This window comes from Phyllobacterium myrsinacearum (genome assembly GCF_002980555.1).
In the GTDB taxonomy this organism is placed as follows: Bacteria; Pseudomonadota; Alphaproteobacteria; order Rhizobiales; family Rhizobiaceae; genus Phyllobacterium; species Phyllobacterium myrsinacearum.
In genome coordinates this window covers 475,848-490,310 of record NZ_PVBT01000003.1, presented here as the reverse complement: position 1 = coordinate 490,310, position 14,463 = coordinate 475,848, and the positions used below count along the sequence as shown (strand labels likewise).

17 protein-coding genes are annotated in these 14,463 nt (G+C 57.8%); 11 read left to right on the top strand and 6 right to left on the bottom strand.

All coding sequences use genetic code 11. From position 1 onward, the window contains the following. Nucleotides 1-185 precede the first annotated feature (185 nt). The 4 genes from C5750_RS13095 to C5750_RS13080 all read left to right on the top strand — a co-directional run bounded on the left by C5750_RS13095 (nucleotide 186) and on the right by C5750_RS13080 (nucleotide 2,331). Nucleotides 186-344, top strand: coding sequence for a DUF3309 family protein (locus C5750_RS13095; RefSeq protein ID WP_105734629.1), 159 nt, complete (start codon nucleotides 186-188; stop codon nucleotides 342-344). Nucleotides 345-543: 199 nt separating this feature from the next. Beyond that, nucleotides 544-1,416 carry a PRC-barrel domain-containing protein gene (locus C5750_RS13090; RefSeq protein ID WP_105734322.1) on the top strand — a complete coding sequence of 291 codons (873 nt, stop codon included), beginning with the start codon at nucleotides 544-546 and terminating at the stop codon, nucleotides 1,414-1,416. 128 nt (nucleotides 1,417-1,544) lie between these two features. Then, nucleotides 1,545-1,883 carry an ElaB/YgaM/YqjD family protein gene (locus tag C5750_RS13085; protein ID WP_105734321.1) on the top strand — a complete coding sequence of 113 codons (339 nt, stop codon included), beginning with the start codon at nucleotides 1,545-1,547 and terminating at the stop codon, nucleotides 1,881-1,883. A gap of 61 nt (nucleotides 1,884-1,944) precedes the next feature. Next, nucleotides 1,945-2,331: a hypothetical protein gene (locus tag C5750_RS13080; RefSeq protein ID WP_130502082.1), complete on the top strand. Its 387-nt coding sequence runs from the start codon at nucleotides 1,945-1,947 to the stop codon at nucleotides 2,329-2,331. On the opposite strand, the gene C5750_RS13075 is transcribed toward C5750_RS13080, so the two are convergent. Continuing rightward, entirely contained in the window at nucleotides 2,311-3,810 is a 1,500-nt protein-coding gene (locus tag C5750_RS13075) for a sensor histidine kinase (protein ID WP_158531328.1), read from the bottom strand. The two genes, C5750_RS13080 and C5750_RS13075, sit on opposite strands and share 21 nt — an antisense overlap. Before the next feature lie 177 nt (nucleotides 3,811-3,987). On the opposite strand from C5750_RS13075, the gene C5750_RS13070 reads away from it, so the two are divergent. After that, nucleotides 3,988-4,209, top strand: a complete 222-nt coding sequence (locus tag C5750_RS13070) for a hypothetical protein (protein ID WP_105734318.1) — start codon at nucleotides 3,988-3,990, stop codon at nucleotides 4,207-4,209. Nucleotides 4,210-4,216: 7 nt separating this feature from the next. Here C5750_RS13070 and C5750_RS13065 read toward each other — a convergent pair whose 3' ends face one another. Beyond that, nucleotides 4,217-5,611 (bottom strand): sensor histidine kinase, encoded by a 1,395-nt coding sequence (locus C5750_RS13065; RefSeq protein WP_165403433.1) that lies wholly within the window; start codon nucleotides 5,609-5,611, stop codon nucleotides 4,217-4,219. Between the two features lie 74 nt (nucleotides 5,612-5,685). After that, nucleotides 5,686-6,441: a Crp/Fnr family transcriptional regulator gene (locus tag C5750_RS13060; RefSeq protein ID WP_105734316.1), complete on the bottom strand. Its 756-nt coding sequence runs from the start codon at nucleotides 6,439-6,441 to the stop codon at nucleotides 5,686-5,688. Nucleotides 6,442-6,582: 141 nt separating this feature from the next. Between C5750_RS13060 and C5750_RS13055 the strand changes: the two genes are divergently transcribed. Then, nucleotides 6,583-7,002, top strand: coding sequence for a response regulator (locus C5750_RS13055; protein ID WP_105734315.1), 420 nt, complete (start codon nucleotides 6,583-6,585; stop codon nucleotides 7,000-7,002). Here C5750_RS13055 and C5750_RS13050 read toward each other — a convergent pair. Next, complete coding sequence (locus C5750_RS13050; protein WP_105734314.1) at nucleotides 6,985-7,536, bottom strand: RNA polymerase sigma factor; 552 nt, start codon at nucleotides 7,534-7,536, stop codon at nucleotides 6,985-6,987. The two genes, C5750_RS13055 and C5750_RS13050, sit on opposite strands and share 18 nt — an antisense overlap. Nucleotides 7,537-7,547: 11 nt before the next feature. Then, complete coding sequence (locus C5750_RS13045) at nucleotides 7,548-7,751, bottom strand: NepR family anti-sigma factor (RefSeq protein WP_105734313.1); 204 nt, start codon at nucleotides 7,749-7,751, stop codon at nucleotides 7,548-7,550. Nucleotides 7,752-8,083: 332 nt separating this feature from the next. Between C5750_RS13045 and C5750_RS13040 the strand changes: the two genes are divergently transcribed. The 3 genes from C5750_RS13040 to C5750_RS13030 all read left to right on the top strand — a co-directional run bounded on the left by C5750_RS13040 (nucleotide 8,084) and on the right by C5750_RS13030 (nucleotide 10,769). Beyond that, entirely contained in the window at nucleotides 8,084-8,878 is a 795-nt protein-coding gene (locus tag C5750_RS13040) for a response regulator (RefSeq protein WP_105734312.1), read from the top strand. A gap of 86 nt (nucleotides 8,879-8,964) precedes the next feature. Further along, nucleotides 8,965-9,129, top strand: a complete 165-nt coding sequence (locus C5750_RS13035; protein WP_105734311.1) for a DUF1328 domain-containing protein — start codon at nucleotides 8,965-8,967, stop codon at nucleotides 9,127-9,129. 194 nt (nucleotides 9,130-9,323) lie between these two features. Continuing rightward, nucleotides 9,324-10,769 carry a glycosyltransferase family 39 protein gene (locus C5750_RS13030; RefSeq protein ID WP_105734310.1) on the top strand — a complete coding sequence of 482 codons (1,446 nt, stop codon included), beginning with the start codon at nucleotides 9,324-9,326 and terminating at the stop codon, nucleotides 10,767-10,769. On the opposite strand, the gene C5750_RS13025 is transcribed toward C5750_RS13030, so the two are convergent. Next, nucleotides 10,711-11,430 (bottom strand): glycosyltransferase family 2 protein, encoded by a 720-nt coding sequence (locus C5750_RS13025; RefSeq protein ID WP_105734628.1) that lies wholly within the window; start codon nucleotides 11,428-11,430, stop codon nucleotides 10,711-10,713. The two genes, C5750_RS13030 and C5750_RS13025, sit on opposite strands and share 59 nt — an antisense overlap. A 425-nt stretch (nucleotides 11,431-11,855) precedes the next feature. On the opposite strand from C5750_RS13025, the gene C5750_RS13020 reads away from it, so the two are divergent. Together C5750_RS13020 and C5750_RS13015 are read left to right on the top strand one after the other, a co-directional pair. Then, nucleotides 11,856-13,142, top strand: a complete 1,287-nt coding sequence (locus C5750_RS13020; RefSeq protein WP_245421093.1) for a murein hydrolase activator EnvC family protein — start codon at nucleotides 11,856-11,858, stop codon at nucleotides 13,140-13,142. Continuing rightward, the gene (locus C5750_RS13015) at nucleotides 13,132-14,457 is read left to right on the top strand and encodes a S41 family peptidase (RefSeq protein ID WP_105734308.1); all 1,326 of its coding nucleotides are present in this window, start codon (nucleotides 13,132-13,134) and stop codon (nucleotides 14,455-14,457) included. The genes C5750_RS13020 and C5750_RS13015 overlap by 11 nt, the downstream gene beginning before the upstream one ends. Nucleotides 14,458-14,463 lie beyond the last annotated feature (6 nt).

Sequence of the window (14,463 nt, the reverse complement as noted above, 5' to 3'; positions counted from 1 at the left end):
TCAGTCACGCACTGAAACGAAGCCGGCTGAATTTGGTTGCATGCGGCCTGGCGGGACCGGTGAACGCAAGGCGCCCTGTCCCTTCCCGCTGCATCGCGCGGCACGGAAACGCCGCAGTGGCCGGAACAAAAATCGATATCGGAAGTTTTCAATGCATCGGACCGCTCAAAGGAGACAAGCAGAGAATGCCGGTGACCACCATCCTGATCATTATTCTGATACTGGCGCTGATCGGCGTTTTTCCGAGCTGGCCCCACTCGCGGGCATGGGGTTATGGCCCCTCAGGTTTGCTGGGAATTGTCTTGGCGATTCTGCTCATTCTGCTGCTTCTGGGCCGCATCTAATGGAACAATTTGAACTCTGATTGCTTGCATCAGACCCGACGAAAGGATCAACACACTATGCTGCGTGGAGTCTTGCTTTGGCTTATCGGCCTGCCAATACCGATCATCCTCATTCTCTGGTTCCTCGGCTATCTCTCCTAGCTGGGAATGTTCAAGGCACTGTTTTCACATCACAATATTGTACAGGAATCATATTCGCATGACCAAACGTCTCTTGATAGCCACCGCTTTGATCACTGTCCTTGCGGCATCCACCTTTGCTCAGGCCCAGGAACCGGGTTCAACGGCAACGCACGGCATCTTCCACGACGCGGTAAAGCCGGCAGCCAATGCCGAGCGCTATCTCAAATCCGCGTCCGGGCAAATCCTGGCTTCCGGACTGATCGGCCAGAAAGTCTACAACGGGGCCAAGGACGATTCCGTTTCGATCGGCAATGTCAAGGATCTGGTGCTTGACACCAATGGCACGGCCGAGGCGGCAATCATCGGCGTCGGCGGATTTGTCGGTATCGGTGAGAAAGATGTGGCGGTTGGATTGCATGACCTCGCCTGGGCAGACCGCGCAGACGGTACGCGTTGGCTGGTGATCGCCGCCAGCAAGGACGAGCTGGAAAAGGCGCCTGCCTTTGACGGGTCGGTTTTGCTCAACCGGAATACAGCGTCGGATGTTCTGAAGCCGGCTCCCGTGCCCGCAAAGCCAGCACCTGAGGCCACGGCGGGCGCGCGTGACGGGTTGAAAGCGGTACCGGCCACCGCCGTCAGCGCGGAGAAGCTGATCGGCACGACCGTCTATGGTTCGGACGATGAGACACTTGGGTCCGTGGGTGACGCATTGATGACCCCCGATGGACAGGTGGAAGCGTTCGTCGTGGACGTGGGCGGCTTCCTGGGACTGGGCAAGAAACCCATCGCCATTTCAATCGAGAATCTTGATCTTCTGTCTGACAAGGATGGCAAGATCGCCGTCTACACACCCTTTACGAAACAGCAGCTGCAAGCCCACCCCGCCTATAGCGAGGAAGCCTACAAGGCCGACAGCGAGAAAATCCTGCTGCGCGGCAGTGCCGAATAACGGCGTTTGCAGCCCAATATCGGGAGAGGCTGCTGCAGGGGCAGCGGTCTGCACCTTCCGGTGGAACCAAACCGCATGCCGGGCGTTTCCATTGCTATGAAACTTATATTTCTCAAGGAGTTGCTTTAATGGCGTCAGTTTCTTCGAAAGTTCGCAAAGCCGTGGACGATGCAACGGAATCCAACCCGGATCTGCAAGCGCAGGTTGCCGCTTTGAAAGAGGACATTGCGAACATTGCGGCGACACTCGCCAAGATTGGCAAGACCTCGGCCAAGGAGGCAAGCAGCAACGCATCCTCGACCTTTGAACATGCCAGGGCACGCGGCGAAGACGCCCTGGACGAAATCCGGTCTCAGGCCAAGGCGCTTGAGGATCAGCTGACGGAGACCGTACGCGAAAATCCCCTGACAACCGTTGCCGTGGCTGCGGGTGTAGGATTTCTTCTGGCTCTGATCGCCCGCCGTTGACATGCTGAAACTGCTGGCCCCCCTTCTGTCCAGTGCCGTTTCTGGAGAGCTCGGTTCCGCTGTGAGCCGGGCAAAGCGCCGTGCGGTCTTCGTTGCGCTGATCGGTATTCTGCTGGCGATCGCCGGCGTCTTCCTGCTTGTCGCGGGCTACATCGCGCTCGCGCAGCATATCGGCAGCCTGCACGCGGCCCTGATCCTGGCCGGCGGCGCCATCGTCCTTGCGCTTCTGGCCTATATCGCCATGAAAATTTCTGAAACGGTCGCCCACAAACGGCAGCGCGAGCGGTCAAAGGTCGACACATCGACCCTGCTGACCGTTGCCGCACTTGCCGCCGCGCCAACCGTCCTGAAATCGCGCGGATTGCTGATGCTCGCCGTGCCGGTCATCGCCTTTGCCGGGCTTTCGCTGCTCACCAGGAAGAAGCCTTCATCCAACGACGGCGGCTGACCCTTCCTTGATCGGCATCGAAATCAGCACTTCCATGCCGGTTTCGGGATAACTCAAACGGACGCTGCTCGACAGAACCTTGTCCAGGCTGCGCTCGATCAGCCGTTCTCCAAGCCCGCGGGCGGCAGGAGGCGTGACACGGGGGCCATCGGATTCCACCCAGTGAATGACCACCCGCGATTCATCGAGCCCGGTTTCCGTCTGCCATGACACGCGGACCCTCCCGCGCGCGGAGGACAGCGCACCGTGCTTGGCCGCATTGGTGGCAAGTTCGTGCAAGGCGATGCCGAGTCCCAAGGCGTGATCGGGCGGCAGAATCATGTCCTCGCCTTCCAGCACGACCTGGGCCGGATCATAGATCGCATAGGGCTCGACCTGCTTGGTGATCAGGTCAACGAGACTGATGCCGCTCCATTCACGATCGGACAAAAGCGTATGCGCTTCGGAGATCGCCCGCAGCCGGCCGGAGAAAGCCTCCATGAATTCCGCCGGATCGGAGGTCCGGTTCAATGTCTGCCGCGCCAGCGATTGCAGCATGGCCAGCGTATTCTTGACCCGGTGATTCAATTCCCGCAGCAACAGGCGGGTTTTCTCGGCCGCATTTCGCGTGCTGGTGATATCGATGTTGACGCCAACAGCGACGAGCGGCTTGCCGGCGGCATCCCGCTCGAAAATACGGCCGCGCCCCAGCAGCCATTGGCCGGAAGACGCGGCGCGAAATTCGCCGACATAGTCCTGATCGTGTGCCAAGGCGCGGGTGAATGCCGATTTCATCAGCGGAAAATCATCCGGATGCATGGCACGGAAAACATCTTCGCCGCTTATCGGCTTGTCATCGCTCAGGCCGAGCATGGAATAGGCCATCTTGTTGCCGGTGAATTTTCCTGTCTTCAGGTCCCAGACCCAGCTGCCGACATTGCCGACCTCCAGCGCCATGTCGTTGCGCAGTTCATCCCTGTTGAGGGTTTCAATGGACCGAACATGGCTTTGCGCATCACACTGCAGTTTAAGGAAAGACCCGGCAAGCCTGGCCACCTGTTTCAACTGTGATTGCAGCAGTTCTCCTGCCGTTGGCCCGGGCGCTGCCGCGGCGATGACAAGCGCAGCAACGCGCGCGCCGCCGATGTCGACGGGCACGGCCGCAACAAACCGCACAGTGTTCCCGGCCAAACCTGCCGCCTGCCCGGAGAAGCGCTTGTCGGCCATCACATCGGGAACGACCAACACATCCCCCGCCGGCAGAACCAGCGCTTCCGCGCCGAATACCCAGAAATCGGACATTCCCCCCGGCGCGTTTCCGGCCTGCGCCAGTATCCGTCCCTGCGTCTCGCCAACCGCCACAATCACCGCAACATCGGCGTTCGAAAACGACAACGCCAGAGAGGCCAATCCCTGAAGCTCGCCATCCGAGTGTATTTCAAGATTGCTTACCGCTGACAGGGCATCCAGGCGAGCCGGTTCCGACAGAAATTCTGACATGTTTTCTGAAATGTGGTCTGACTTCATAGTCGCATGACGCCCCTCATCGAGCCGTCCTTACTCTGAACGTTAAAACAGCTTCGATTATCAACGCAACGCATACCCCTTTGTTCCCCATCTGGAACATTTAATAGCCCTCGCCGTTTCTGTTGCGTGAAGAATGCAAAGGAGAAGTCTATGCGTGAAGCGAAGGACATTCTATCGGACAATAGTCTGGACAGACCCGCGAAAATCGAAAAACTCCGCGACCTGCTCAGCGAAGCCAGGGGATTGCAACGCGCGGCGACGGAAGGCGGGATGGACAACGAGGACGGTTTCACCCGGAATTTGCGCGACATCGAACTTGCGCTGGAACAGCTGAATGCCGACATGCCGGAAACCGGGGCGGCAACACTCTGACTGCGGCTCATTCGTTTTCCGCCTTCGCATTTTCCGCCGCAGCGGCGCTTTGGAGGGAGGGGAACGTCACCGTTACGACCGTGCCGCCGCCATCTTTGGCGGCATAGGCCACTGCGCCGCCAAATTGCTGACAGAGCTGCGCGACGATCATCGAACCCAGACCCGATGCCCGCTTGTGGAGTTTTTTCTGGATACCAATTCCATCATCCGCAATGGTGAGGGCAATGACACCATTGGCATCGTGCAGGAGGCTTATTTCAATGAGCCCGGCACGATTATGCGGAAAGGCGTGCTTGATCGCGTTCATGGTCAACTCGCCGATGATGATACCAAGGGTTGTGGCATCCCGGGAGCTCAGATCAATCGGCTCGAAATGCGCTTCGATCCGGATATTCCGGTCATGAAGGTGGGATTCCTTGATGTCGGCGATAATCTCCGGCAAATACTCATCAGCCCGAACGGTTTCATGGTCCTTTCCCAGCCGGAGGCGGCGGTGCGCCGACGAAATCGTCTGAATTCGATCACGGGCGGCACCGAGAGCCACCCGGATTTCATCTGACGAAACGCCGCGCATCTGGATACCAAGAAGCGATGACACGGTCGCCAGTGAATTGCCGATGCGGTGATCGGAATCCTGCAGGAGCGTTTCCACGCGTGCCCTCTCCCGCTTGGCGACCAGCATGGCCTTTTCAAGTTCGGCGGTGCGCAATTGAACCATCTCTTCCAACTGCGATTTTTCAGAAAGCAACGTCGATTGGCCTTCCGTCAGCTTGCGCACATAGCGCTTGGTGCGGCTGGCAAGGATATAGGCAAGGATCAGCGCGCCTGCGAGCGAGAAGATCGAGGCGATAGTCAGCCAGAAGCGCAACTTGTCCATGGCAATGTTGCGCGCAATCAGCCGGCGGTCCTCTTCACCCAGGAAACTGTTGATGGTCTTTTTGATTTCGTCCATCTGGCCGATGCCGAAATCAGGACCGAGAGAAGCCAGAGCGTCGCTGTTGTTTCCGGCAAGGGACATCGATATGGCGGCTTCGACTTTTTGCTGCTTCTGCTTCGCCAAATCCTGAATTTGGCTGACGATGGCCTGCTGGCGGGGATTGCCTCTCGTCATCTCGTTCAGCGTATTCAGCGATTCCGCCAGATGGGACGCCGCCGCGTGGTAGAGATCAAGGAAGGCCGGGTTTTGCGTCAGGAGATACCCGCGTTGGCTCGTATGCGCTTCGTTCAGCAGCGCGAGCGTACCATCCGCCTGCTCCCGGACGCGGTAGGTGGCGACGACATCGTCCATTTGATTGTTGAAGCCGCGGGTCAGGATGACCGTCGACATCGCGGCAGTGATGATCAGCGCAAGCGAAATGATGATGGCCAGCCCGCGCCCAGGTCTCTCCGAAAAACCCGCCAAAATTCTACGCCACTGCACCAACTGCACCGCTCCTGCCACAACGGGCCTCTTCTGCTCGGCCCGACATATAGAAATTAGATAAAGGGTCTTGGCACCTTCGGCAAACCTTGCCATCCCGATATATCCAGAAGGACTGCTTCATCGAGAACTTCGCATCCCCGGTCGACCCAGCGCAACGCACCGCGTGCTGCAAGTTTCTTGAGCGTCTTGTTCGTATGCACGATGGACAGGCCAAGCGTATCGGCAACGTGCTGTTGCTTGAGCGGAACGAACAGTTTGTCGTCCTTGACCATGCCGACTGACTTGGCACGCTGAAAGATGAAGGCAAACAGATAGGCCGCACGTTCCAGCGCCGTTCGGCGCCCGACACTGAGCAGGATTTCGTCCAGCATCTGTTCCTCGCGGGAAGCCAGCCAGGTGATGTCATAGGCAAGACTGGGAAAGGTACGGAAGAGATTGGGAAGCTTGTCGCGCTGGAAAACACACAGGATGACCGGTGACATGGCTTCGATCGAGTGCTGCATCTCCTTCATCAGCGATCCCTGCAATCCGATGAGGTCCCCCGGCAGCACGTAGTTGAGAATTTGCCGGCGGCCGTCTTCCAGCGTCTTGTAGCGAAACGCCCAACCGGACAGGACCGTGAAAAGATGCGCACTGTTGGCGCCTTCAACCAGGAATGTGGTGCCGGCATCGGCAACCAGTTCGCCCGTCTTGAAACCGGACAAAAACTCCAGTTCGTCCTTCTCGTGCCGCTGGAAATGCGCAAACTCCTGCAAGGGACATTTCTCACAGGGAAACTGCCGTACCGCTGATGCCGTCGTTGTTTTCATCTGATTTCTCAATTGTGAGTTGTTGAACACGCTAGCATGGCACGGTTGAAATACCCGACAATTCTTCGCATTCGACATGTCATAGTTAAATGACACCCAATTCCGTTCAGCGCATAAGCACTGCTTTTGGGAGCAGTTGATATGGAATTGACCGGCAAGCGACTTCTGGTTCTGGAGGACGAATATCTGATCGGGCTGGAGTTGGAACGCATTGCCGAGGAATGCGGTGCGAAATCCGTCCACCTCGTCTCAACCGTTGCCGAACTTCTATTCTGGATTGAGAGCCAGCCGCCATGCGATATCGCCATTCTCGAAGTCAAGGCGCGGGGCGCGTCATCGCTGGACGCCGCAAATCTTTTGCTGCAGCGGGGCATTCCGGTTGTCTTTGCCACCGCCTATGATCAGCAAAGGAGCGGCATTGCCGGCTTCGCCGATGTTCCCGTGGTTTTGAAACCCTATGGCAAGACTCATATCCTGCAGGCCGTCGCCGCTGCATCGGCCAGGATGGCGCAGAGGATGCCGCCGGCAAAAGAAGATGGTGCATCAGGCGAATTTGTTTGACGTTACCTGCGTGGCAATCGAGTCGGGGCCGTAATCGACCTCGCCCTGGACATCGAGGAGTTCCTGCAATCGCGTTCTTGCCCGGCTGACGCGGCTCTTGATCGTTCCAACGGCGCATCCACAGATATCGGCGGCCTCTTCGTAGGAAAACCCGGACGCACCGACGAGAATGATGGCCTCGCGCTGGTCGTCCGGCAGCTTTTCCAGGGCCTTGCGGAAATCCTGCAGATCGAGCGAGCCGTATTGCGAGGGATGCACCGACAGCTGTTCGGTGAAAATGCCGTCCGAATCCTGCACTTCGCGCCCGCGCTTGCGCATCTGGCTGTAAAACTCATTGCGCAGGATCGTAAACAGCCAGGCCTTTATGTTGGTGCCGGCTTCAAATGAATCCTGTTTGGCCCAGGCTTTCATGATCGTGTCCTGAACGAGATCATCCGCACGGTCAGGATTGCCGATCAGCGATACTGCGAATGCGCGCAGCTTCGGCAGGGACGCAATCAGATTTCTCTTGAAGTCAGGGGATTCATGTACCATTCGACCGCCTGTTATTTTGACGACTGAGCATGGTTGCGTTCAGCTTCGTCGAGCTTTTCCAGAAGGTCCAGGAAACGCGCCGGGATTTCCTCCTCCTGTACGGAGGCATAGAGCGCACGCAGCTTCAAACCGATTTCTGATTCCGCGTTTCTGACGTCGCGGCGGCGGACACGACCCTTTTCGGAGCCGTCTGAGAGACTTTTGTTGGCGTTCATTACTACTATCTTTGCTGGTCGGTCGTCGCAAAAGCTTTTGGCAGGCACATTAATGTCGATAATCCTTTAGAGAAGGAAAAGTTCCATGCCAGGGAACTTTTTTTTCGCCAAAGTGTTTTGGTTCGTACTAGTGGAACGAATTTGACATTCGCATCCCATTTGACATGACGTAGGGCACGCGAATGTCAAATTCAAAGTTCCACTAGAAACATAAACTAACTGGTGGTCCTTTGATTCTGACATTTGCCTGAATGGTCTGTATCAAAGCGATGCAAATGTCAGAATCGGACCACTTGTCTTCAATGCCCAAACGGGAACGGGAAATCACCATAATGTCATTGTCCACTCGGATCGCTCCACATCTGCCCTATCTTCGCCGCTTTGCCCGCGCCATTACCGGGTCGCAATCGTCAGGCGATGCTTATGTAGCCGCGACGCTCGAAATCCTCATCAGCGATGTCTCCCTTTTTCCTGAAACCACATCTGACCGCGTCAGCCTCTACAAACTGCTGATCAAGCACTTCAATTCGGTCAATGTCCGCCCGCTTGAGCTGCAATCGGAATTTGGCTGGGAAAAGCATGCGGCGGCAAACCTGACCGCCATCGCCCCCCGCGCGCGCCAGGCCTTCCTTCTCATCAGCCTTGAAGGCTTCAGCCAGGCTGAAACCCTCGATATTCTCGATATAGACGAGCAGGAGCTTTATACCCTTCTCGACGAGGCTTCTGTCGGCATTTCCAAGCAGATCGCCACCGATATCATGATCATCGAGGATGAGCCGCTGATCGCCATGGACATTGAACACATGGTGGAAAGCCTGGGTCATCGGGTTGTCGGTATCGCGCGTACCCGCGACGAGGCCGTCAAACTCTACGCAGAAACACATCCGAGCATGATTCTTGCCGATATTCAGCTCGCCGATGGCAGTTCCGGCATCGATGCGGTCAACAACATCCTGAGCCAGGATGCGGTTCCCGTGATCTTCATTACGGCGTTTCCCGAGCGGCTCCTGACCGGCGAACGGCCTGAACCGACATTCCTTGTCACCAAGCCCTTCAACCCTGACATGGTGAAAGCCCTGATCACGCAGGCGCTGTTCTTCAAGGAAAGCAGCAAGGCGAAGGCATAAGAGCCGGCAAAGCATTCATTCCGGTTTCCGCAGGGAACAAAGGCACTCCCAGATCGTTGTGAATGCAACAGGATAGGGAGAATAGAATGTTATACTATGCGGTTGTGTTTCTCATTATTGCCCTTGTGGCAGGTGCACTTGGCTTTGGCGGAATAGCCGGGGCTTCGGTCGGGATAGCCAAGATTATTTTCTTTGTGTTCCTCGCGCTCCTGGTCATTTCCCTGATCGCAGGCCTGCTTCGCAGGGCGTAGTCACAACAATTTGAATGCGTGAAAGGCCGCCGGCATCAACCCGGCGGCCTTATTCATTGGCGCGATTCCCCATTGGAAATTTGTAGCATTGCGGCAACGGGCACTTGGTTGTAGTGGGATACGACACATGTGAAATTGACGCTCAGGTTGCATCCAACTCTCGATTCCATGCAGCGTTGAAACTGGACGGCCCGATGATCAACTGGACCTATCTCGCCCGGCGAATCCCCCTTGCAATACTCTGCTATACGCTGGCCCTGATCGCGCTCAGGCTGGCCCTGTCGCCCTTTCTCGACATCGATGAAGCCCAGTTCGTCGGATTGGTTGATTTTTCCTGGATTTACGGCAACTCGCATCCGCCGCTTTACAATTGGCTGGTGCGGGTGGCGCTTGAACTTACCGGCTGGAACTGGCTGGTTGCCACGGTTCTGGTCCGCCTGTGCCTGCTCGGCCTCTATCACTGGCTTTCATTCGACACGGCACGCCGGCTGGGCGGCGACCGGGCCGGTGTGTTGGCCTTGGCGGCATCCGCTCTTCTGCCACAGATTGTCTGGATGTCGATCCAGACAACGGCACACACGCTTTTGGTGATTGTCGCATCCATCGGGACGATCCATGCCTTGGCCCTCATCCGGTCGGGACGGGGATACAGCGCCTATGTCTGGCTTGGCATATGGGCCGCCATTGGCGGGCTGGCAAAGTACAACTTCTTCATGTTCCTGTTCAGCTTCCTGATTGCGTGCGCCCTCAACAGGGCCATTCGCCGCCAGATTTTCTGCAAGCCCGCCTTGATATCCCTTGGCATTTTCATTCTTGCCATGGCACCCGTGGCCTGGGCCTCGTTGAACGCGCCTTTGGCTGCAACCGCCGGACGGATGGCCAAACTCAATCATCTGATCCCGATGCTTCAGCCGTTTGATATTCCCTGGTTTGGAGTGGACGGCCTTCTCAGCCTCTTCATCTCGACCTTCCTCTGGTCAGGCCCGGCTCTTGTGATTTTCCTGATTGGCCGCCTGCAGGACGCTCCGAAGCCGGTTCCGGATGGCGACACGGATGTCAGGAAAGTCCTGTTCCGCACTGTCGTGCTTGGCTTGACGGCCTTCGGCTTGATTGTCTTTTTTGCCGACTACCATTCGGTGGCGGAGCGTTACATGGCGCCCATTCTGGCGCCGACCGCCATTTTGCTGGCGCTTTACTTCCCGCAAAAGCATGGCGCGCGAAACCTGCTGATCATATCCGCCGGATTCTACGTCTTGGCGCCCCTTGCCTTCGCTATCGTGCTGCTGTTCGGTGACGATCGCCTGTCAATACCATTCGATGCGGTTGCCAATGCCATTCGCGCGCAGAACGCGGCCCCGGCACGGTTGGCGTCCAAGCGGCAGGATGATGCCGCCAACATCGCCGTGCAGCTCCATTGGCCGCCGGCAAACGGCAAGGCCGATGATATCGTCCTTGTCTGGGAGGGAGGCGATGCTCCGGACAAAGAAGCGCTCGAACTCCTGCCCCTGGACGCGACGGCAACCGGCCCCATGACCCGGGTCGACAGCCCAATGAGAAATTTCAACGGCCAGATAAGGACGTTCAGCTTTCAGCGTTATTCATCTCGCTTACCCCTGCCGGATCAGAGTACCGGCGGATAAGCCAGAAAACACCGACAGTGTCGAGAAACGCAACCGCAGCGCGATCAAAGAACCCGTATTTGGAGACGCCGGCCAGCCGCGGACGGTCCTCCACATCGACTTCGACGACGGTCAGACCGGCCCGGATCGAGAGAGCCGGAAGAAAACGGTGCATGTTGTCGAAGTAGGGCAATCCTCTTGCCACGGACGCAGGCAGGACTTTGAAGCCGCATCCCGCATCCCGGCAATTGTCCCTGAGAAGACGCCTGCGGATGAAATTGGCGGATTTCGACGTCAGCAGCTTCACGACCCCGTCATTGCGGCGCTTCCGGACCCCGGCAAACAGCACAGGCTGGGATTGCGCAATGCGCGGCCAAAGGCGCGCCAGGTCCAGCGGGTTGTTCTGCCCGTCACCGTCCAGCGTCGCAATCCATTGCCCCCTCGCGGCCTGAAAGCCGCTGATCAGCGCCCTGGATTTACCGGTACGCTTCTCATGCCGCAGCACGCGAACGTGGCGGCCGGCATTCAGCGCTTCTTCGGCCGAGCCGTCGCTCGAGCCGTCATCGATGATCAGTATCTCATAGCTGGCAGTGCCCAAGAGGGCCTGATTGATCTCGGTGACAAGGGCGCCGATGTTTCCGGATTCATTATAGGCAGGAATTACGACTGACAGATCGGTCATTTGAAAAATCCAGAAACCAAGGTGAACCTGCCGCATTGCGATCTGAATCCGGTCATTCCGGTCAGCTTCGAAATATCATTGCATCTGCGCAACGCGTCAGGACGTTCGATACGTTCTCTGCCCGTTCCCATAGCACTCAAAAGGAGAAAGCAAAACAAATGTTCGCGCCAAACCGAAGCCACGTCACCCGATGCAGGCTGTTCCTGCCGCGATTTCACGCAAGAGTGAAGCTGAGGTCGTAATTCCGCCATCCCGATTGGCACTAAAATGATAGCATCGCGCGAATATCCCGCATGGATGCCCTATGGTTAATAGTTCATTAATCGAAGTCTTCCTATTGTCGGGCTCTAATCTTAATTCATTTCGGTCCGCATATGCGTTTTCGGCTTTCAGGTGCAACCATTCGTCCAAACAAGTGTTCCGGCATGCGCACCGGCCTGCTTGTTCTGATGGTTGCCTGCGCTTCGCCGGTACATGCGCAGGAAGCGGTCGATGCAAAACGCGCTGACACCATCCGGCAGCTCGACGAACTCACGGGCCAGATAGGCCTGTCCGCTGATAAGGTGGCTTCCCTCGACAAGGAAATTGCCGATCTGAAGAAGGATCAGACCACCCTGACGGCTGCGCTGATCCAGTCGGCCAAGACCGAGAAAAAACTGACGGAAGATATAGCTGCCATCGGCGACAAGCTCACCGATCTGCGCGAGCGGGAAGACGGAATAAAGCTCTCTCTCAAAGGACGGCGCGCGGCGCTCGCCGAGGTCCTTGCCGCCTTGCAGCGCATGGGGCTCAACCCACCCCCCGCCATCCTCGTTCGCCCCGACGATGCCCTTGCGTCGGTGCGCAGCGCCGTCCTGCTGGGCGCTGTTGTTCCGGAAATGCGCGAGCAGACGGAGGTCCTGATTGCCGACCTCAAGGAACTCTCGCGGATCAGGACATCGATTGGCGATGAACAAACCCGCCTGACCGCCTCCCTGTCAGGACAAGCGGAGGAAAAGAAGCGCCTCGATCTGCTTCTGGCCGAGAAGCAGAAACTGCAGACAACATCCGAGGAAACACGCAAGGCCGAACAGCAGCGGGCGGAAGATCTGGCCCGGCGCGCGACATCGCTGCGCGAATTGATCGCCTCCATGGAACAGGACATGGAAGAGGCGCGCAAAGCCGCCAGCGCCGCAAATCAGCAGGAAGAACAGAAGCTTGCAGCCAGCAAGGAGCGGGCCGACAATTTTGCCTCCAACCAGGAACGCCTGTCGGCCAAGGTGAACTTTGCCTCGCTGAAGGGGCATCTGCCCATGCCGGGCGCCGGAAAACTGGTCCGGCATTTTGGCGACGATGACGGACTGGGCGGAGTGCTGCAGGGCGACACGCTGGAAACTCCGGCGGGCGCGACAATTACCGCGCCGACGGACGCCGTGGTGCTCTATGCCGGCGCCTTTCGCTCCTATGGCCAACTCTTGATCCTCGATGCCGGCAATGGCTATCATGTTGTGTTGGCGGGAATGAAGAGAATCAATGTTTCGCAGAATCAGTTTGTTTTGGCGGGAGAGCCGGTCGGTGTGATGAACGAGCAACTCGTAGCGAGTACCGGCACCGTTCAGTTGGGAAATGGAGCGCCAATGCTTTACATTGAGTTCCGAAAAGATACAAAACCTGTTAATCCCGCTCCCTGGTGGGCGGATAGGCTCGCTGGAAGGACCACAAATGATACGTAGGTTAACGCTTCTCATGGCCGGAGCCCTGTTGGGCGCGACGGCAATGGTGGTTGTGCAGGGTGCACTGCCCACAACCGTTGCAGAAGCTGCGGGCAGTGACACATACAAGCAGTTGTCGATTTTCGGCGACATTTTCGAGCGCGTGCGCAACCAGTATGTCACGCCGCCGGATGACAAGAAGCTGATCGAAAGCGCCATCAACGGCATGCTGACATCGCTCGATCCGCATTCGTCCTACATGAATGCCGACCAGGCCCAGGACATGCGTGTGCAGACCAAGGGCGAGTTTGGCGGCCTCGGCATTGAAGTCACCATGGAAAATGAGCTTGTGAAAGTCATTGCCCCCATCGAAGACACCCCTGCCTCCAAGGCGGGTGTTCTGGCTGGCGACTACATCTCGCAGATCGACGGGACCGAGGTTCGCGGCCTGACGCTGAACGATGCCGTCGACAAGATGCGCGGCGATGTCAACACTCCCATCGAGCTGACCCTGATCCGCCAGGGCGCCGACAAGCCGATCAAGCTGACCATCGTGCGCGATGTCGTCAAGGTAAAGGCCGTCAAATACCGCGTCGAGAACGATGTCGGTTATGTCAGGGTCATTTCCTTCACCGAACAGACCTTCGAAGACCTGCAGAAGGCGATCAAGGACATTCAGAGCAAGGTTCCCGCCGACAAGCTCAAGGGCTTTGTGCTCGATCTGCGCCTTAACCCCGGCGGCCTGCTGGACCAAGCGGTTGCCGTCTCCGACGCCTTCCTCGACAAGGGCGAGATCGTCTCGACCCGCGGCCGCGATCCGCAGGACATCACCCGCTTCGATGCCCGTCCGGGCGATCTGATCAATGGCAAGCCGATGATCGTCATGATCAATGGCGGTTCCGCCAGCGCATCGGAGATTGTCGCCGGCGCATTGCAGGACCATCGCCGGGCGACGGTGCTGGGCACGCGGTCCTTCGGCAAGGGCTCGGTGCAGACGATCATTCCGCTGGGCGAGAACGGCGCGCTGCGGCTGACGACGGCGCTGTATTACACCCCGGCAGGCAAGTCGATCCAGGGCAAGGGCATCGTGCCGGATATCGCGGTCGAACAGCCGCTGCCGGACGATCTGAAGGGCCGGGCCGAGCCGATGAGCGAATCCAGCCTGAAGGGCCATATCAAGGGCGTTCAGGAGGATGCGGAAGGATCGGGCTCGATCGCCTATGTCCCGCCGGATCCGAAGGACGACCTGCAGCTGATCGAAGCCCTGAAACTGCTGCGCGGCGAACAGGCCAATGCGGCATTCCCGGCAGATCCGTCCAAGGGCGTACCGAACTGAGATGAC